This window comes from uncultured Kushneria sp. (assembly GCF_947497025.1).
Taxonomy (GTDB): domain Bacteria; phylum Pseudomonadota; class Gammaproteobacteria; order Pseudomonadales; family Halomonadaceae; genus Kushneria.
Genome location: NZ_CANMFC010000005.1, coordinates 73,968 through 93,483 on the forward strand (window position 1 = coordinate 73,968; position 19,516 = coordinate 93,483).

The following is a 19,516-nucleotide window of genomic DNA, read 5'->3' on the forward strand; positions in this document are numbered from 1 at the left end:
TCAGGGCTCCTGACGAGCGTGGAGATCCTTGTCGACGTCTTTCCCGGAACGCAGATCAAGAGGTGCTGGCAATCTGGAACGATGTGCCAGCCACATGACCCCACCCAGATCCAGCAGCCCGGCCATCAGTCGGTCCAGGGTGCCGTAGTTGGAACTTCCGGCCTGGCGGGCGCGGTGATTGACCGGCCAGGAGAGGGTCGTGCCGCCCTGAGCGCGGATCAGTGCCGGCAGGAAACGGTGCATATGGTTGAAGTAGGGCAACCGCAGAAAGGCCTCGCGCTCAAATATCTTGATGCCACAGCCGGTATCAGGGGTGTCGTCCTTCAAAAGGCGCGATCGCACGGCGTTGGCGATACGCGAGGAGAGGCGCTTGATCTCGCTGTCGTTGCGCTTGTGGCGATAGCCTGCCAGCAGCGTGATGTCTCCCTTTTGAGCGCGTTCGAACATGGCAGGCAGGTCGGCTGGATCATTCTGGCCATCCCCGTCCAGCGTGGCCAGCCATGCGCCGCGAGCCTGCCATGCGGCCTGCCAGATGGAGGTGCTTTGTCCGGCACTGTGCTGATGGTGATAGACCCGAAGGCGCTCATCGCGAGCGGCATATTCTGTCAGGACCTGCAGACTGTGATCGCTTGAGCCATCATTGACGACAAGCATTTCGAATTCGATGCCGGCACCATCAAGCGCAGCGCAGACCTCATCAAGCAAATGAGGCAGGTTGTCGGCTTCATTGCGCGCCGGAATCAGGACAGACAGGGATAGATCGGTCATATGAAGGCTGGGCCAGTCTGGGTCATTTAAAGTCAAGAAATTATACGGCAGTAATTTTCAAGTTAAATTAAGCAACTATTAGTCCTGCCATCATGATGCAAGTTCAGCCATTAGCGCACAAATGTCATTGACAGCGCGGCTGGAGGCGATATCGGCGAGGATACCAAAGAAAACTCGGCCTATGAGTTCAATAGGTAAAAACTATTAAGTGCGGGGGTGCTGAAAGGTTTTGCCAGGCGCCCCTGCGTTTGACCGGGGCGCCATGGCATGATCAGGGCAGTGGCGCGGGCGGATGATCAATGCGTGCCTTCAGGATCTGGCGATACTGGACCGGGTCCTTGGGCGTCAGCGCGTGTGCCGGGGGATCGACATAGACCACCAGCAGGCGCGACAGCCAGTAGCGCAGTGCCGTCAGCTCCAGCATCGTGGGCCAGACCCGGCGCTCCTCGTCGGTGAAGGCGCGCTCACTGGCATAGGCCTCAATGATGGCCTCATAGCGCTCGGGGATCAGCTCGCCGCTGTCGTCGCTGCACCAGTCATTGATGACAATGGCCAGATCAAAGAGCAGATCACCGGTGCAGCCGTTGTAGAAATCGATCACGCCGCACAGACGGTCGCCTTCATAAAGGGTGTTGTCGCGGAAGAGATCTCCGTGGAGGGCGCCCTGGGGCAGGACTACCTTCCTCAGGCGGCTTTCCAGCGCATCGATGCGATCCCGGATCAGGGTCTGATCATCCGGGCCCAGATAGCTCATGACCCGGGAGTGCACGGCGTGCACCCAGCGCAGGTCGCGCGGGTTGGGGCGGCTGCCCTGAAACCCCTGTGAGATGCGATGCATCTGGCCCAGCACCTGGCCAATGGCGGCACACTGGATGGGACCGGGTTGCTCGGGATGGCGTCCGGGCAGGCGCGGAAACAGCAGGGCAGGGCGGTCGGCCAGACGCTGAAGGGCCACGCCGTTGCGATCAAACAGCGGCCCCGGCACCGGCAGCTGATGCTGGTCGAGCCAGGCCAGCAGGTCGACGAAAAAGGGCAGCTCTTCCTGCTCGCCCTGCTCGAACAGGGTCAGCACCAGCACTTCCCGGTCGGTGGTAACAAAAAAGGTGCTGTTTTCCGTGCCGCCTGCCACGCCCTCGAGCGCGAGCGGGGTGCCGACGTCGTAACCTTCCAGAAATTGAGCGACCTGTTCATCGCTTAGAGGGGTAAAAACCGCCATGTGGCTCCTGGCGCGCTGCGGAGGCGCTCATCGTGCTGGGTAACAAACGCCGCAATCGGTGTCGGTTGCGGCAGTGACATGTTCAGGCGCTTGATGTCGGGTCATGAAGCATCCCGGGTATGGCCTGACATCGAGCAGCGCGGAGTCTATCACCGAAACGGCATATTCTGCCCACGGCGTGTCACGCGCCAGGGCGTGAGATTACTGCGACGATTCCTGAGTCCATGACGGCGGCCTGATCTCGGCATCTTTTGGCTGGCGTCGGAAGTTGCCATCACCATCGGTGTCCAGCAGTACCGTGCGTTGATCGCCTTCAATGATCTCGATGGCGTAGAGCCTCCCCTCGAGGCGATATTCATGCACGAGGCGATCGCCCTGCTGCTGGGTGGTGACCTGACCGCGGGGCTCGGCCAGTGCGGCAGGGCTGATGGTCACAAACACCAGCAGCGCTGACGCCACCAGGGCAGGCAGACTCCGTGCATTGGTCATGATGATCTCCAGGGGCTGCATCTTGAATAGGGCTGTGTCTTGAATAAAGCTGTATCTTGAATGTTGCATAGTGTAAATCGCATGGCGCCAAATAGCAGCCGTGGTGGGTCGCTCGATCAGCGCTGAATGCTTTCGCCACTGACGTCGACGCAAGGCTTGCGTATCATGACGTCATATTCGAGTCGTTAGCTGGAGCTTCCATGGCCGCTGCCCCGATCGTCCTTGTGGACGGTTCTGCCTACCTGTACCGCGCCTTTCATGCCCTGCCGCCCCTGTCGACCTCGACCGGTGAGCCGACCGGCGCCGTTCGTGGCGTCGTCTCCATGCTCAAGAGCCTGATCCGTCAGTATCCCGAAAGCCCCATGGCGGTGGTGTTTGATGCCAAGGGCAAGACCTTTCGCGACGAGCTTTTCGAGCAGTACAAGGCCCATCGTCCGCCCATGCCCGATGAACTGCGCGCTCAGGTCGGACCGCTGCATGAATGCGTGCGGGCGCTCGGTCTGCCGCTTCTGTGCATCGAGGGCGTCGAGGCCGATGACGTGATCGGCACCCTGGCGCGCATGGCCACCGAGGCCGGGCGCGATGCGATCATCTCGACCGGCGACAAGGACATGGCGCAGCTGGTCAACGAGCACATCACCATGGTCAATACCATGAAAAACGAGACGCTCGATGTGGCCGGTGTGGAAGAGAAGTTCGGCATTCCGCCGCATCTGATCATCGACTACCTGGCCCTGATGGGGGACAGCGTCGACAACATCCCCGGCGTGCCGGGGGTGGGTCAGAAGACCGCGCTGGCGCTGTTGACCGGCATGGGCGGCGGGCTGGAGACCATCTATGGCGATCTCGAGCGGATCAGGACGCTCTCCTTCCGTGGTGCCAAAACAATGGCCAAAAAGCTCGAGGACCACCGCGAACAGGCCTTTCTCTCCTATACGCTTGCCACCATTCGTACCGACTGCGAACTGCCGGTCGGTCTGGATGGTCTGGACATTGCCCACCCGGATCGCGAGGCGCTGCTCTCGCTCTATCAGCGCCTGGAGTTCAAGGGCTGGCTCAATGAGCTGCTTGAAGGGGGCAGTACCGGCGAGCCTTCCCCCGATGTGCCTACCGGTGAAGGTGAGCTGGATGGCGGCGAGGGCAGCGATGAGACGTCTGCCATGGCCGGCGAGCAGCGCGACTATCGAGCCGTGTTCGATCAGGCGGATTTCGATCACTGGATCGAGCGTTTAAAGCAGAGCCACACCTTCTGCTTCGATCTGGAAACCACCAGCCTTAACTATATGGACGCCGAGATTGTCGGGATCGGTCTGGGCATTACACCGGGCGAGGCGGTCTATGTGCCGGTGGCGCACGACTATCTCGATGCCCCGGATCAGCTCGATCGGGGCGCCGTGCTGGCCGCGCTCAAACCGCTGCTGGAAGATCCCGCGATGGCCAAGATCGGTCAGAATCTCAAATATGATATCGAGGTGCTGGCGCGCTATGACATCGGCGTCTCTGGTGCGCTTTATGACACCATGCTCGAATCCTACGTGCTCAACTCCACCGCCACGCGCCATGACATGGACTCGCTGGCGCAGGCCTATCTCGGCCACCGGACCATCTCGTTTGAAGAGATTGCCGGCAAGGGCGCCAAACAGCTGACCTTCAATCAGGTGGCGCTCGAGCAGGCGGTGGAATATGCCTGCGAGGACATCGACGTCACCCTGCGCCTGCACGCGCACCTGCGTCCGCGCCTCGAGCAGGAGGGCCGGCTGGCCGAGGTCATCGATACCCTCGAGCTGCCGCTGATTTCAGTGCTCACGCGCATGGAGCGTACCGGCGTTGCGGTGGACACGAAGCTGTTGGGCGAGCAGAGCCGGTCGCTGGGCGAGCGCATCACCGAGCTTGAGCGCGATGCCTTCGAGCTGGCCGGACGCGAGTTCAACCTGGGGTCGCCCAAACAACTCGGCGAGATCCTGTTCGAGGAGCAGAAAATTCCGGTGATCAAGAAAACGCCCAAGGGCGCACCGTCGACGGCGGAAGCCGTGCTCGAGGAGCTGGCGCTGGATTATCCGCTGCCCAAGGTCATCATGGAGCATCGCGGGCTCTCCAAGCTCAAGTCGACCTACACCGACAAGCTGCCCCAGCTGATCAACGCCTCGACCGGGCGCATTCACACCAGCTATCACCAGGCGGTGACCGCCACCGGGCGGCTCTCCTCGAGTGACCCCAACCTGCAGAACATTCCGATTCGAAGCGACATCGGCCGGCGCATCCGCACTGCCTTTGTTGCCACACCCGGCTATCAGCTGGTAGCGGCGGACTACTCGCAGATCGAGCTGCGCATCATGGCGCACCTCTCCGGTGACGAGGGCCTGCTCACGGCCTTTGCCGAGGATCGCGATATTCATACCGCCACCGCCGCTGAAGTCTTTGGCACCTCGCTTGAGAAGGTCAGCAGCGATCAGCGCCGCAGCGCCAAGGCGATCAACTTCGGGCTGATCTACGGCATGAGCGCCTGGGGGCTGGCGCGCCAGCTCAGGGTCGAGCAGCGTGAGGCGAAAACCTATATCGAGCGCTACTTCGATCGCTATCCGGGCGTGGCACGCTACATGGAGCGCATCCGCGCCGAAGCCGCCGAACAGGGTTATGTCGAAACCGTCTTCGGACGGCGGCTATACGTGCCTGAAATCAACTCGCGCAATCACGCCCGCCGTCAAGGGGCCGAGCGCACCGCCATCAACGCGCCGATGCAGGGCACTGCGGCCGATATCATCAAGCGAGCCATGATCGATGTGGACGCCTGGCTGCGCGAAGGGGCGTTCGACGCCAAAATGGTCATGCAGGTGCATGATGAGCTGATCTTTGAAGTGCGCCGCGAGCAGGTCGAGGCGTTCAAGGCCGAGGTCGTCAGCCGCATGCAGGGCGCCGGTCAGCTCGATGTGGCGCTGATCGTCGAGGCCGGTCACGGCGACAACTGGGAAGAAGCGCATTGAAGCGTCCCGTGCTGTGACTCCGGTCTGACCGTAACGGCAGGCCCCCATGATAAAGCCGGCCCAGGGGCCGGCTTTTGTATGCAGGGAAAACAGGATGCAGGGAAAACAGGTGTTTACACCGCCCAGGCAGCGTCTTCCGGGAGCGTACGGGGCGCAGAGACATCGGTGGCGGGGGAAGACGCGCTCCCGGTGCTCTGAAAGCCTGCCATCAACTGCTCCAGCGCTCGAGCCTGCTCTTCCAGTGCCGAGGCCGCGCTTGCCACCTCTTCGACCAGGGCCGCGTTCTGCTGGGTGACACCGTCCATGTCGGCCACGGCATGATTGACGTCACCGATGCCGGCAGCCTGCTCTCTGGAGGCCAGCGCGATCTCGTTGACCAGTCCCGTGACGCGCCCTACGGCGGCGACCACTTCCTGCATGACCTCACCGGCTTCGTGGGCATGGCGGGTGCCCTCATCGATGCGGGTCAGGGAGGCCTTGATCAATGCGCCGATCTCGCTGGCAGCGGTCGCGCTGCGGGAGGCGAGATTTCGCACCTCACCGGCCACCACCGCAAAGCCGCGTCCCTGCTCGCCGGCGCGAGCGGCTTCGACTGATGCATTCAGCGCCAGCAGATTGGTCTGAAAGGCAATCCCATCGATCATGCTGACGATATCGGCCATCTTCTGTGATCCCTGGCTGATGTCCTCCATCGAGGCGATCACGCGTGTTACGCGGGTGCCCCCCTGTTCGGCCACGCTTGAAGCCTCACCGGCCAGCCGACTGGCTTCACCGGCGCTGTCGGCATTGTGTGCCACGGTCGAGGAGATCTCTTCCATGGCCGAGGCGGTTTCCTCCAGGGCGGCGGCCTGGGATTCGGTGCGCCGTGACAGGTCCATGTTGCCGGCTGAAATCTCGCGCGAGCGGCTGGCAATGGTTTCGGAGACTGCGCTGACGTCATCAAAAAGGTGGTTGAGTCGGGCCGCGTAGCGGTTGACGGCGCTTCGTAATGCGCCGATTTCATCGGGGCGGGCAATGCTCAACGCTTCGCGCTGCGTGCCGCCCTCCCCCATCCGTTCGATCTGTCGCGTGGTTTCACTGATCTGGGCCAGCAGCATGCGACTGCCCAGCCAGGCCAGACCCAGCAGGAGCGCTACCACCGGCAGGATGAAGATCAAAAGATCCCGGATCAGGGAGCTGGCCAGATGCGTGACGGTGCTCAATGGCGTGACAAGCCCGATGGTCCAGCCGGTGCCCGCCATGGTGAACTGCTTGACCATGGCCTGATCCTGCAGGGTCGGATCTTCAAGGCGTATCTCGCCTTCCGGGCGGTCTGCGGCTGTCAGCGGCGCAAGCCAGGACAGTCGTGATGCCAGCTGTGACAGGCTCTGCAGCCCGTCCTTGAAACTGGTACCCGGGAAGTACATGACGTTGCCGTCCTTATCCAGCACGTAGGCGTAGCCACCGGTGGCCTGCCCATGGGCCTTCATGAAGTCGGCAAGACCTGCAAGGCTCACATCGGTGGTGGCCACGCCTGCAAATCGACTATCTCGCTGATAGGGAATGCTGCAGGTCACCATCGGCGCCTGGGTGATCGGATCAAGATAGGCCGCTGACCAGACGCACTGGCCGCCCGGGGCACCCACGGCGGCGCGATACCAGGGTTCGCTCTGATAGGGACTGCTTTCAGTCGCGTTGTACTCCTCGGTATAGGCCAGTGCGCCACTTTCGCTGCGCCCCCAGAAAAAGCTTCTTTTTTCAACGCCGGGTGTAAAGGCCCCGGGCTCCGGCCATAGTCCGCCACCGGCAATGGCGCGATTGCCATTGGCATCGATGATGCCAGGCAGCGTTGACACGTATAAGGTCGGGTCGGCGGGGAGGATCGAGGCCATGCTGGCAACGCCTGCCGTCATGCTTTCAACGCGTCCCATTTGTGCCTGCAGGCCGTTGACCAGTGATTGTCCGGTCTGGCTGACCAGCGTATTGCTGGCCTCGATCAGGCGTGGCTTGCCCCTGAGCGTCATGACGCCGTAAATGGAAAGGCCGATCAGTGTCGTGAGCAGTATTCCGCCCAGGGTAATCTTTCCTGCAATGGTGCGCGGCAGCAGTGGCATCATGTTGTTCCCCGTTGTTTGCCCTTCGATTCTTATCGGCACACAAGGCGTACCATTGAGGGGAGCACCATCCACGTCCATCAATATCTCAGGGGCTGACGCATGAAACGTCTTTACACAGCACTTCCGATAACAGGACTTCTGGTGATGGCAGGGCTTGTCGGCTGTGCCGGAGCGGGGCATGAAAAGGGGGTGTCACCTGATCATGATAGGCTCGGGCAGGCGACGCTGAGCTTTGACGGCTATCGCGTCAGCGGGAGCGGAGGCTGTAATCGGATATTTGGTCCGGCGCAGGTCGAGCAGGGCCGGTTGATCGTTGGCACGCTGGCGTCGACCCGCATGGCCTGCCCGGGGCACGAGGAGGGTGATCAGGCCCTGATCGATTTTCTCGAAAGCCGACCCCGCCTGATTCAGGGCGACAACGATCAGTGGCGGCTTGAAAACGACACACAGCAGATGGCGATTGAGCGGGTGCTCATGCAGTAGAGTAGGCGCCCCAGGCGATCAGCCCGTGGGCGCTTCGTCGTCATTGGAGTCGACCTCGAGCATGTGACTCAGGTCCAGCTGGATATAGGTCTCATCGAACTGCGCTTCGCGATAGAGACGCTTGTAGTCGAGAATTTCCAGCGTGCGACGCTGTTTTTTCACCATGCCTTCCTGGGCCAGCTCGCCAAGCATGCGGCTGACATGCACGCTGGTCAGCCCCAGAAGACTTGCCATCAGCTTCTGGTTCAGCGGAAATTCAAAGCGAAGGCCCAGGTCGGGATGGGTGTGCTTAAGACGCAGATACATCTCGATGATAAAGTGGGCAATCTTCATGCGGGCGCTGCAGTGCATGAGACTGGTGATGCGCTCGGTCATCAGCGCCTGGTCCCGCGAGGCGGTGGCGAAAAAGGCTGCCGATAGCGCGCGTGACTGCTGACAGGCTTCCAGAATGTAGCGATAGGGGAAGGCGCATACGGTGCCATCGGTCATCATCCGTACATCGGTCAGATGGCGGCCAAAGGTGAAATCACGCAGCCCGATGATGTCGCCGGGGGTGAAGATTTCGACCACCTTCATCTCTCCCATCAGGGAGATCTTGTAGGCATAGGCCCAGCCGTCCTGCAGCGTGTAGAGGGTCTGGGTATGCTCGCGAAAATGCCACAGGCTCTCGTGGCGTCTGACCGCTCTGGCGTCCTTTTCAAAATGCGCCAGTATGTTCTTTTCGTGCTCGCTGAGTGCAATCAGATTGCTGAAGTTTTCAACGATACAGCCATGACTCATCGTCATCTCCTGCTGTGTCGGCCCTCGTGTGAATGATGCTCTGCCAGCGCCGCCTCTCGCCATTACGAAAGTAACGGGCTTATTGTTATGAGCCTGCCCGGTCATTAGGGTGTATTTATTAGCGTTTCTAATGTCAGGGCGTACCCTGAGCATGGCGCATGTCACCGGGCTTCACCACTTTCCGGGGCAGGGATGCGATGAAATGATCACCTGGGCGCAATTTTACCTGTCGCCGAACAGGGACAATCGTCGCGCGCTCTGCCAGACTGGCCTGCCACCCCATTGGCGTGGCACATTCGCCGGTCGACAGCATGCTGTCCATCCCCGTGCGGGGCATCATGGCGCGCAGGCATGTACAAACCGCGCGCCGTAGTTCAATGACTGCTGGAGTAGTGAAAGGCAATGACCAGACAACAGATTGGTGTCATGGGAATGGCAGTAATGGGGCGCAACCTGGCGCTCAACATCGAAAGCCGCGGCTATACGGTGTCGATCTATAACCGTTCCTCTGAGAAAACCGACGAAGTACTGGCTGACAACCCCGACAGCAAGCTGGTCCCGTTCTATGAGATTGAAACGTTCGTGGCGTCTCTGGAAAAGCCGCGTCGTATTCTGTTGATGGTCGCCGCCGGTGAAGCGACCGACAGGACCATCGAATCCCTGAAGCCGTATCTGGACCGTGGCGATATCCTGATTGACGGGGGCAATACCTACTATCCGGATACCATTCGCCGTAACCGCGAGCTCTCCGAAGCCGGTCTGAACTTCATCGGCACCGGCGTTTCCGGTGGCGAGGAAGGCGCTCTCAAGGGCCCCTCGATCATGCCCAGCGGTCAGCGTGAAGCCTACGACATGGTGGCGCCGATTCTCGAAAAGATCGCCGCGCGTGCCGAAGACGGCGAACCGTGCGTCAACTATGTCGGTCCCGACGGTGCCGGTCACTACGTCAAGATGGTGCACAATGGCATCGAATACGGTGACATGCAGCTCATCAGCGAAGCCTACGCCATTCTCAAGGAAGGGCTGGGGCTGTCCAACGACGAGCTGGCCGATGTCTTCACCGAGTGGAATGAAGGCGAGCTCGACAGCTACCTGATCGACATCACCGCGCGCATCTTTAGAAAGCGCGATGAAAACGGCGAGTACGTGGTCGATACGATTCTCGACTCTGCCGGTCAGAAGGGCACCGGCAAGTGGACCAGCAAGAGCGCGCTGGACCTGGGTGTGCCGCTGCCGCTGATCACCGAATCCGTCTTTGCCCGCTTTATCTCTTCTCTCAAGGAAGAGCGCGTGGCGGCCTCGAAAGTGCTCAAAGGCCCGGCTGAAAAGCCCTTTGAAGGCGATCGCGCCGAGTTCATCGAGAAGGTGCGTCAGGCGCTCTATTTCAGCAAGATCGCCTCCTACGCCCAGGGCTTTGCCCAGATGCGTGCAGCCAGCGATCACTATGACTGGAATCTCGACTACGGTCAGGTGGCCAAGCTCTTCCGCGCCGGCTGCATCATCCGCGCCCGCTTTTTGCAGAAGATCACCGATGCCTATCAGGACCAGCCGGCACTGGCGAACCTGTTGATGGCGCCGTACTTCTCCGACATCGCCGACCGCTACCAGCAGTCGCTGCGTGACGTGATCAGCCATGCGGTGCAAAACGGCATTCCGGTGCCGACCTTCTCGTCTGCCGTGGCCTACTACGACAGCTACCGCGCCGAGAAGCTGCCGGCCAACCTGGTTCAGGCTCAGCGTGACTTTTTCGGTGCCCACACCTACAAGCGTCTTGATCGCGAGGGTGTCTTCCATACCGAATGGCTCGAAAAGTAAGCACCGCTGCTTTCTGATGCACCAAAACCCCGCGCCCGCCGCGGGGTTTTTTCATGTTCGCTTTCCGTACTTCCCAGCTTGCGTCGGTACGACGCTGCTGATTGACACTGGCATGCTTGTTGCTAGCTGAAGATGACGATCCATCTTCAGGGAGCCATGTCATGAGCAGTTCTACCGTTGCGACTTCTTCCGTGGCTTCACGAGCCCTTTCCGTACGCTGGTATCAGTTGCTGGCCGCCGTGGTCTGCATGATGGCCATTTCCAGCCCGCAGTATGTCTGGACCCTGTTTACCGGACCGCTGGCCGAGCGTCTGGGTGTACCGCTGTCTCAACTTCAGATCACCTTTTCACTGCTGATCGTATTGCAGACCTTTTTCTCTCCGCTGCAGGGCTTTCTGGTAGACCGCTTCGGCGTGCGTCGACTGGTGGCCGCCGGCGCCCTGGCGACCGGGGCCAGCTGGGTGCTGGCGGCGCAGACCACCACCCTTTGGGGACTGTATCTGACCTACGGCGTACTGGGCGGACTGGGCACCGGCATTGTCTATATCGGCACGGTGGGGCTGATGGTGCGCTGGTTTCCGGACCGGCGCGGGCTGGCCGTCGGGGCGGTAGCCGCCGGTTACGGTTTCGGGGCCATGCTGACCACACTGCCGATCAGCACGCGCCTTGACGGTGCCGGGCTTGAAGCCACGCTGACCCTGTTTGGTATCGGCATTGCACTTGTCGGCATGAGTGCTGCGATGTGTCTGAAAATGCCGCCGCCCGAGCTGGCAGAACGGCGTCCGCCTGCAACAGTGCAGACCACCACGGCCCCGGAGACTCGCCCGGCCGAGATGCTTAAAAATCCGGTTTTCTGGCTGATGTTTGTGATGTTCACGATGATGTCGACCTCGGGACTCATGGTGATCTCCCAGATGTCGAGCTTTGCCGCCGATTTTGGCGTCGCCGGCGTGACCGTCATGGGCATGGCGGCTGTCCCGTTGGCGCTGACACTCGATCGCGTCTGCAACGGCGTGACTCGCCCGCTGTTTGGCTGGATTTCCGATCGCTGGGGGCGCGAAAACACCATGGCGCTGGCCTTTATTCTGGAAGGCCTTGCCATGATGGTCTGGCTGGCCACCAGCAGCAATCCGGTGCTCTTTGTGCTGCTCTCGGGCATTGTCTTTCTGGGCTGGGGGGAGATCTTTTCGCTGTTCCCGGCCACGCTGACCGATACCTTCGGCACCCGTCACGCCACGACCAACTACGGTTTCCTTTATATGGCTCAGGGCATCGGGTCGATCATTGGCGGTCCGGCCGCAGCACTACTGTATGAAACGAGCGGCAGCTGGTTGCCGGTCTTTTCGGTCGCCATCGGTTTCGACATTACCACCGGGCTGGTGGCCCTGCTGCTGCTCAAGCCCCTGCGTCAGCGCTGGCTGTCGCTGGGGCACCGGTGCGCCGTCCGTAATCCTTCAGCGCTTCGAGCAGGGCCAGGCCACCGCCGGGCAGGGCGGTGGCATCACGCACCACCACGCTGCGCTCGCGTACTGCCCATGGTGCATCGATAGGCACCACACTCAGTGCCATGAGCTGGCAGTGACGGTGTGCTGCACTCTCTGGAATGACCCCGATGCCGACGCCGGTCGCCACCAGCCGACAGATCGCCTCAAAGCTTGAGACCTGTATGCGCAGTTTCAATACCGCGCCGATATCCTGAAACCGGCTCTGTAGAAACTGCATCAAACTGCTGCTGTCGTGCAGCCCCACGTGGTAGTGATCGATCATGTCGGTCGGTGTAATGCATTGACGGTCGGCCAGTAAATGGCCGGGGGGCGTAATCAGCACCAGCCGGTCGGTGCTGAAGTGAAAACGCTCCAGTTCTCCCGTTCCCAGTGGCCCTGCCACGATCCCCATATCGGCGCTGCCCTGGGCGACGCCTTGCACGATGTCATGATTGAGCCGCTCGCGAAGGTCGATGGTCAGGCGCGGCCGGCCGGCCAGGAAATCGCTTAGCACGGCCGGCATCAGCTCGGTCACGGCGGTGGTATTGGCCAGAATGCGCAGATGGCCGGACTGATCCTCTGCCTCTGACATGTCTTCAACGAGATGGTCGACCTGGCGCAGAACGCGCCGAGCGTGGGTCAGCAGGCGCTGACCGGCGCGGGTCGTTTCCATGCCACGAGTGCTGCGATAAAAAAGCTGTTTTCCCAGCCGAGCCTCCAGCTGCTGGATGCGAGCGCTGGCGGCAGCCGTCGAGATATGGGCCCGGCGCGCGCCCTGAGTGAGGCTGGGGGCCTCAGAGATATGCACAAAAAGGCGCAGGTCGATCAGGTTCAGTGACATGGCATTCTGCCAAAAGAGAAACAGGGAGGCGCCAAAACAGCAGGCGTTCGCCTGAGCCTAACGCGGGGTCCTGCAAAGGCCAATTCTCCTTATGGTCAAAAGCGCGCAGTCTGAGGCCTGTCGATATCAAAGCCTGTCGATATCAAGGTCAAGGCCTGTCGATATCAAGGTCAAAGAGAGTGCCATGACAACACATCGAAGCGATCAGGTCGCAAGCGGTACGCTACCGCTCGAGGGCGTGCGGGTCATCAGTCTGGAGCACGCCATTGCGGCGCCGTTCTGCTCGCGTCAGCTGGCAGATCTGGGAGCGGAAGTGATCAAGATCGAGCGTCCCGGTACGGGGGATTTTGCACGTCAGTACGACAGCCGCACCCGCGGTCTGGCCTCGCACTTTGTCTGGACCAACCGCGGCAAGAAGAGCCTGACGCTGGATGTCAAGGCGCCCGAAGGCATTGAAGTGCTGTTCGATCTTCTAAGTGATGCCGATGTGCTGATCCAGAATCTGGCGCCGGGTGCCAGCGCGCGGCTCGGGCTCTCCTTTGAGGGGCTCTGTGAGCGTTTTCCGCGTCTGATCGTCTGCGATATTTCAGGCTATGGCAGTAACGGGCCTTATACGGACAAGAAGGCCTACGATCTGCTGATCCAGAGCGAGGCGGGGCTTTTGTCACAGACCGGTACATCTGACACCCCGGTCAAGGCCGGTGTGTCAATCTCTGATATCGCCGCCGGGATGTATGCCTACAGCAATATTCTCGCGGCCCTGCTGGCCCGTGGCCGCAGCGGGCAGGGCAGCCATATCGATGTGTCGATGCTCGAATCGACCATCGAGTGGATGGGCTATCCGCTCTATTATGCCTTTGATGGCGCCGAGCCACCGCCGCGTGCCGGCGCCTCGCATTCGACCATCTACCCTTATGGTCCCTTTCCGGCCGGAGACGGCCGGTCGGTGATGCTGGGGCTGCAAAACGAGCGTGAATGGACGCTTTTCTGCGAGCACGTCCTTGGGCGCCCGGCACTGATCGATGATGTGCGCTTTGCTACCAATGCTGCCCGCAGTGAGGCACGCCAGGCGCTTGACGGCGTTATTGACGAGGTCTTCTCCACATTATCTGCCGACGACATCGTGGTGCGGCTCGATCATGCCGGCATCGCCAACGCCCGCGTCAACGAGATGGCTGATGTCTGGGCTCATCCGCAGCTGACAGCCCGCGACCGATGGCGCGAGGTGGCCTCACCCGTCGGTCCGCTGCCGGCCTTGTTACCGCCTGGTCAGGGGCGAGCCTTCAACACCCCCATGGGCGCCATCCCGGCACTGGGCGAACATACTCGGGAGATTCTGGCTTCGCTGGGTCATGACGATACAACCATTGCTGGTTGGCGTGAGAAAGGAGTGGTGTAAATGACAGTCTCCATCGAGATGGCAAGTCGCATGCGGCAGGCGCGATCGGCACTTTTCGTGCCGGCCACTCGCCCCGATCGCATCACGAAGGCTTGCGACAGCGAGGCGGATCTGGTCATCGTGGATTTCGAGGACGCTGTGGCGCTGGAGGACAAGGCGCTGGCACGCGAGTTGCTGGAGCAGTATCTGGAAGAAACGCCGGAGGTGACGCTATGCGTACGTATCAACGCGCCCGGCAGCGAATATTTCGATGCCGATCTGGATCTGTGTGCCCGGCTTCCGGCCGTCTCGGGGATCATGGTGCCCAAGGCAGAGGCCACCACACCGCTTGAGCAGGCTGCAGCGCTTGGGCGCCCCCTGTGGCCACTAATCGAAAGTGCGGCAGGCCTTGACTGGATCGCCGAACTGGCGGCTGTCGAGGGCGTGGAACGCCTGAGTTTCGGAGCGCTGGATCTGGCACTTGATCTGGATCTTGAAAGCGATACTCCCGGTGCCGAGGCGGTACTGGACCAGGCGCGCTATCAGCTGGTACTGCACTCACGGCTGGCCGGGCTGGCACCCCCCATGGCCGGGGTCTCGCCGGAGCTCGACGATGACGAGGCCCTGCATGCAACAGCGTTGCGCGCGCGCCAGATGGGCTTTGGCGGCATGCTCTGTATTCACCCGCGTCAGCTGGCACCTGTCCATCGGGCGTTTACGCCTGGCATCGAGCAGCTTGAGTGGGCGCAGCGGGTGCTCACCGGCGCGCAAACGCAGGGCGGCGCCTTTCGCGTGGATGGACAGATGGTGGATGCCCCGGTCATTGAGCGGGCTCGGCGACTGCTGGCGCGGAGCGGGCACTAGCGCCTCTCCAACGGGAAAATGCCATACTGGAACTTTATGTTATCCACACCCGGTGGGCGATTAAATGACCCGGTTTTTCCTGCTTGTGCTGACGGCCGTTCTGGTCGCCGGCGCACTCTCGGCTGCGGCGACGGCGACGCCGTTTGAATCACGTTTTCTGCGCGTCTCGGCTGCTGATGCCCTGCCCGCGACGGTGGCACGTTCGTTAAATGATGAGTCACAGGCGCTCAATACCCTGTTCCTTTCCTGGTCCGATGATCAGGCGCTGGTGTTCAACGGCGCACTGGCGTTGGTGCGTCATGGCGATACCGCCCGCGAGGTACTGACCGAATACGGCTTTGAGCCCGGCTTTCAGCAGGTACTCTCGCGGTTCGGCCCCGACGCCGTGTTGCCCGTGGTCTGGTTTCATGACAATGAGGTGCCCAGCCTGAGCGCACGCCACTGGGCCTCGCAGCGCTACCGTGAGGCTCGGGGCGCCATTGCCGGCTGGTGGAATGACCCGCCGGTGGATCAGGACGATGCTTCCGGAATAGACGATCAGCCCGGCCTGACGGCGCATCAGCGTGGGCTCTACGCCGTCGCCTTTATGCAGGAGGGCGGCTACGGCTTTCTCGATCAGTTCGTGGTGGACGAACACCAGGTGGTGCACTGGCTGCAGGGTGAGCGGCTGGTATCAAACGTGAGCGATTTCTTTACCGGCGGTCTGCGCGATCTGGAGCGCACCGTGCAGGGGCCCAATGCCGCAGGGCCGGCGGACATTGCCTGGGCCGGGGTCGATGTGGTCATGATGGCAGGCACCATCAAGTGGCTGCGCGCCGGTCGGGCGATGCGCGCCGGCGCTCTGGAAAGCCGAACGGCCGCAGGCGCCAGCGGGGAGCTGCGAAGTAGCCGGGCGCTGGTCCCGGCCGGGCTTCGCTTTACCCGTCTGTCGCGGCCGGCAAAACTGGCCGCCGTTGGCGCCACGGCCTGGGTCGTGGCGCGTCATCCCTCCTTGATCAGCGGCCTTGGAGCCAATCTGGCCCACTGGCTGGGCTGGCCGGTGAAACTGGGCCAGTTTCTGCTCTGGTTTGTGATCGCGCTGCCACTTCTATGGCTTGGTCGGCAGCTCTGGATTTGGCTGATTCGACCGCTTTTCTGGATGATGCTGACCATAAAGCGCGCCAACGGTCGGGAAATAGCTAAAGTCTAATACGCTTTTCTCTCCAAACGGCCGTATATGCACTCAGGATGGCGCCTTCCTGCCCTGTGTCGGCGTCCCAATAGCCTATTGTGGAGAAATGCCCATGTTTCCTGTCTCTCTTGTCCGTGCGCTGGGTCTGGCTGGCGCGACCTGCATGCTCTCTTTCGGCACGCCCGCAATGGCCGGTGACAACGCCCCCATCGTGATCAAGTTCTCCCATGTGGTGGCGGACAGCACCCCCAAGGGGCAGGGCGCGCTGATGTTTCAAAAGCTGGTCAAGGAGCGCATGGGTGACCGTGTGAAGGTCGAGGTGTACCCGAACTCGTCGCTGTACGGCGATGGCAAGGAGATGGAAGCCCTGCTGCTGGGCGATGTGCAGATGCTGGCACCGTCGCTGGCCAAGTTCGACAAGTACAACGAGGCCATTCAGATCTTTGACCTGCCGTTTCTCTTTGATGATCTGGCCGCCGTCGACCGCTTCCAGGCCAGCGATGAAGGCAGGCAGCTGCTTAACTCGATGGAAGACAAGGGCATTCTCGGGCTGGGCTACTGGCACAACGGCATGAAGCAGCTCTCTGCCAACAAGGCGCTGCATGAGCCGAAGGACGCGCGCGGGCTCAAGTTCCGCGTGCAGGCCTCCAATGTGCTTGATGAACAGTTCAAGGAACTCAGGGCCGTTCCGCGCAAGATGAGCTTTGCCGAGGTCTATCAGGGCCTGCAGACCGGGGTGGTCAACGGCGCCGAGAACCCCTGGTCCAACATCTACAGCCAGAAATTCTATGAGGTACAGGACTACATCACCGAGTCCAACCACGGCGTGCTGGATTATATGCTGATCACCAACGCCAAATTCTGGAACGGTCTGCCGGAAGATGTTCGAGGCGAGCTGAGCGAGATTCTTGATGAGGTCACGGCTTCAGTCAACGATCAGGCGCGTGCCATCAACGACCATGACCGTCAGGCCATCATTGATGCCGGCACCAGCGAGATCATCGAACTTACCCCCGAGCAGCGTGAAGACTGGCGCGAGGCGCTGCGCCCGGTGTGGAAGAAATTTGAAGGCCAGATCGGTGCCGACCTGATCAAGGCCGCCGAAACCGCCAACAGTGCGGGCTGATACGTTAGCGCCTCGGGAATCATGGCAATGAAGACACTGCTCAATCTCTGGAACCATCTTGAAGAGGGCCTGGTGGCCCTCTTTTTAACGGCCATGACGCTGATCACGTTTGTCTACGTGATGTTCAATAACCTCTATGTGGTGTTTTATGCCGGCGCCGACGCGTTCCCGGCGCTGGAAGCGCCGCTGTTTGCCGTGGGCGACACACTCCTGGATGTCGTCCAGGCGATGACCTGGAGCTCGGCGCTGACGCGTGCCTGCTTTGGCTGGCTGATCTTTTTGGGGATCTCCTATGGCATTCGCACCGGCGCCCATATCGGCGTCGACCTGCTGGTGCGCACTTTCAGCGCACCGCTGCGACGTGTCTGTTCAATGCTTGTCCTGCTGATCGTGCTGGGCTACGCCGTGCTGATGATGGTGTCGAGCTATGACTGGGTCGCGGCGCTGCGTGGTGCGGGACTCGGGGCCGAGGATCTCGATGAGTTTCATATCATGCAGTGGCACATTGCGATGATCGTGCCGCTCGGATTTGCGCTGGTGATCGTACGCCTTGTGGAGGCGTTCGTGCTGACCCTGCGCGGTGAACAAAACGGGCTGCAGATGGCGGATGAGGCCGCTGATGCACTCAAGCTGGCGAGCGATGTCCATCCGGGCACGTCGAAGGAATCACGGCCATGACCATTGCCTTTTTGTTTATCGCCCTGTTCGTGCTGCTGTTTTTGAGCGTGCCAATCGCAATCTCGCTGGGGCTTTCGGGGGCGCTGACGATTCTGCTGTTCAGTCAGGACTCGATTCGCTCGCTGGCCATCAAGCTCTTTGAAACGTCCGAACACTACACGCTGCTGGCGATCCCGTTTTTTCTGCTCTCCGGCGCCTTCATGACCAGCGGTGGTGTGGCGCGGCGGCTGATCGATTTCGCCAACGCCTGCGTGGGCCATTTTCGCGGTGGTCTGCCGATCGCCTCGGTCATGGCCTGTGTGCTCTTTGCTGCCCTGTCGGGTTCATCACCAGCGACGGTTGCCGCGGTGGGCTCAGTGGTCATTGCCGGCATGGTGCGTTCGGGCTACACCCAGTCGTTTGCCACCGGCATTGTCTGCAACGCCGGCACGCTGGGGATTCTGATCCCGCCGTCGATCGTGATGGTGGTCTATGGCGCGGCGACCGAGACGTCGGTGGGCAAACTGTTCATGGCGGGTGTGGTGCCGGGCCTGATGCTGGGCCTGTTGTTGATGATTGCGATCTATATTATCGCGCGCATCAAAAAGATGCCGGCGCTGCCGCGGGTGCCCCTGAAAGAGACGCTGGTGCTGGCGCGCAAGTCCTTCTGGGGGCTGATGTTGATCGTGATCATTCTGGGCGGTATCTACACCGGCATGTTCACCCCCACGGAAGCGGCGGCGGTAGCAGCGGTGTATGCCGCCTTCGTGGCGCTGGTGGTCTATCGCGACATCAGCTGGCGCGAGTGCCCGAAGGTGATTCTGGAGGCGGCGAAGCTGAGCATCGTGCTGATGTTCATCATCGCCAACGCCATGCTCTTTGCCCACGTGCTCACGACCGAGCAGATTCCGCAGGCGATCACGGCCTGGGTGGTCGATCAGCAGTTCTCGCCGATTGCGTTTTTGCTGGTGGTCAACATCATCCTGCTGGTGGCGGGCAGTTTCATGGAGCCTTCAGCAATCATTCTGATTCTGGCGCCGATCCTGTTCCCGATCGCCATGCAGCTGGGCATCGACCCGGTCCATCTGGGCATCATCATGGTGGTCAACATGGAGATCGGCATGCTCACACCGCCGACCGGACTCAACCTGTTCGTGGCCTCGGCCGTGACCGGGCAGCCCCTGACGGCCGTTATTCGCGCCTCCAGCCCGTGGCTGTTGCTGCTGATCAGCTTCCTGATGCTGATTACCTACGTGCCGTTTATCTCGCTCGGGCTGCCCGAGTTGCTGGGCATGTAGGGCGTTATCGCGGTTTATTTCGATCCGTCCTCTGCCTGTCTGCCCCTGTGACGACTCGTCGCAGAGGGC

General features: G+C 61.2%; 15 protein-coding genes and 1 pseudogene. 10 read left to right on the forward strand and 6 right to left on the reverse strand.

The features are described 5' to 3' along the window. The 3 genes from Q0931_RS10715 to Q0931_RS10725 form a co-directional block, all read right to left on the reverse strand. Window positions 1-768, reverse strand: a complete 768-nt coding sequence (locus Q0931_RS10715) for a glycosyltransferase family 2 protein (RefSeq protein ID WP_299260109.1) — start codon at window positions 766-768, stop codon at window positions 1-3. Window positions 769-1,039: 271 nt separating this feature from the next. Next, window positions 1,040-1,984, reverse strand: a complete 945-nt coding sequence (locus Q0931_RS10720) for a homoserine kinase (protein ID WP_299260111.1) — start codon at window positions 1,982-1,984, stop codon at window positions 1,040-1,042. A 201-nt stretch (window positions 1,985-2,185) separates the two neighbouring features. Next, window positions 2,186-2,473, reverse strand: a complete 288-nt coding sequence (locus Q0931_RS10725) for a DUF2782 domain-containing protein (protein WP_299260113.1) — start codon at window positions 2,471-2,473, stop codon at window positions 2,186-2,188. Window positions 2,474-2,673: 200 nt separating this feature from the next. Between Q0931_RS10725 and polA the strand changes: the two genes are divergently transcribed. Further along, window positions 2,674-5,454, forward strand: coding sequence for a DNA polymerase I (gene polA / locus Q0931_RS10730; protein WP_299260115.1), 2,781 nt, complete (start codon window positions 2,674-2,676; stop codon window positions 5,452-5,454). A gap of 113 nt (window positions 5,455-5,567) precedes the next feature. Here the strand turns inward: polA and Q0931_RS10735 are convergent, their stop codons facing one another. Further along, window positions 5,568-7,550 carry a methyl-accepting chemotaxis protein gene (locus tag Q0931_RS10735; protein ID WP_299260117.1) on the reverse strand — a complete coding sequence of 661 codons (1,983 nt, stop codon included), beginning with the start codon at window positions 7,548-7,550 and terminating at the stop codon, window positions 5,568-5,570. A 99-nt stretch (window positions 7,551-7,649) separates the two neighbouring features. On the opposite strand from Q0931_RS10735, the gene Q0931_RS10740 reads away from it, so the two are divergent. Continuing rightward, complete coding sequence (locus tag Q0931_RS10740; protein ID WP_299260119.1) at window positions 7,650-8,033, forward strand: META domain-containing protein; 384 nt, start codon at window positions 7,650-7,652, stop codon at window positions 8,031-8,033. An 18-nt stretch (window positions 8,034-8,051) separates the two neighbouring features. Here Q0931_RS10740 and Q0931_RS10745 read toward each other — a convergent pair whose 3' ends face one another. Continuing rightward, entirely contained in the window at window positions 8,052-8,813 is a 762-nt protein-coding gene (locus tag Q0931_RS10745) for a Crp/Fnr family transcriptional regulator (RefSeq protein ID WP_299260121.1), read from the reverse strand. Between the two features lie 402 nt (window positions 8,814-9,215). Here Q0931_RS10745 and gndA point away from each other — a divergent pair, with 402 nt between their 5' ends. Next, window positions 9,216-10,628, forward strand: a complete 1,413-nt coding sequence (gndA, locus tag Q0931_RS10750) for an NADP-dependent phosphogluconate dehydrogenase (protein ID WP_299260123.1) — start codon at window positions 9,216-9,218, stop codon at window positions 10,626-10,628. 161 nt (window positions 10,629-10,789) lie between these two features. Next, window positions 10,790-11,989: pseudogene (gene oxlT / locus Q0931_RS10755) on the forward strand (oxalate/formate MFS antiporter); the annotation flags it as partial. A gap of 34 nt (window positions 11,990-12,023) precedes the next feature. Here oxlT and Q0931_RS10760 read toward each other — a convergent pair. Continuing rightward, entirely contained in the window at window positions 12,024-12,953 is a 930-nt protein-coding gene (locus Q0931_RS10760) for a LysR substrate-binding domain-containing protein (protein WP_299260125.1), read from the reverse strand. 184 nt (window positions 12,954-13,137) lie between these two features. Here Q0931_RS10760 and Q0931_RS10765 point away from each other — a divergent pair, with 184 nt between their 5' ends. The 6 genes from Q0931_RS10765 (at window position 13,138) to Q0931_RS10790 (ending at window position 19,447) form a co-directional block, all read left to right on the forward strand. Then, window positions 13,138-14,352, forward strand: a complete 1,215-nt coding sequence (locus tag Q0931_RS10765; protein WP_299260127.1) for a CaiB/BaiF CoA-transferase family protein — start codon at window positions 13,138-13,140, stop codon at window positions 14,350-14,352. Continuing rightward, window positions 14,353-15,195: a CoA ester lyase gene (locus tag Q0931_RS10770; RefSeq protein WP_299260128.1), complete on the forward strand. Its 843-nt coding sequence runs from the start codon at window positions 14,353-14,355 to the stop codon at window positions 15,193-15,195. Between the two features lie 64 nt (window positions 15,196-15,259). Then, a complete protein-coding gene (locus tag Q0931_RS10775; protein WP_299260130.1) occupies window positions 15,260-16,384 on the forward strand; it encodes a hypothetical protein in 1,125 nt (374 codons plus the stop codon). A gap of 145 nt (window positions 16,385-16,529) precedes the next feature. Further along, the gene (locus tag Q0931_RS10780; protein WP_366941609.1) at window positions 16,530-17,492 is read left to right on the forward strand and encodes a TRAP transporter substrate-binding protein; all 963 of its coding nucleotides are present in this window, start codon (window positions 16,530-16,532) and stop codon (window positions 17,490-17,492) included. A gap of 27 nt (window positions 17,493-17,519) precedes the next feature. Further along, window positions 17,520-18,170, forward strand: coding sequence for a TRAP transporter small permease (locus Q0931_RS10785; protein WP_299260132.1), 651 nt, complete (start codon window positions 17,520-17,522; stop codon window positions 18,168-18,170). After that, entirely contained in the window at window positions 18,167-19,447 is a 1,281-nt protein-coding gene (locus Q0931_RS10790; RefSeq protein ID WP_299260134.1) for a TRAP transporter large permease, read from the forward strand. The genes Q0931_RS10785 and Q0931_RS10790 overlap by 4 nt, the downstream gene beginning before the upstream one ends. Window positions 19,448-19,516: the final 69 nt, after the last annotated feature.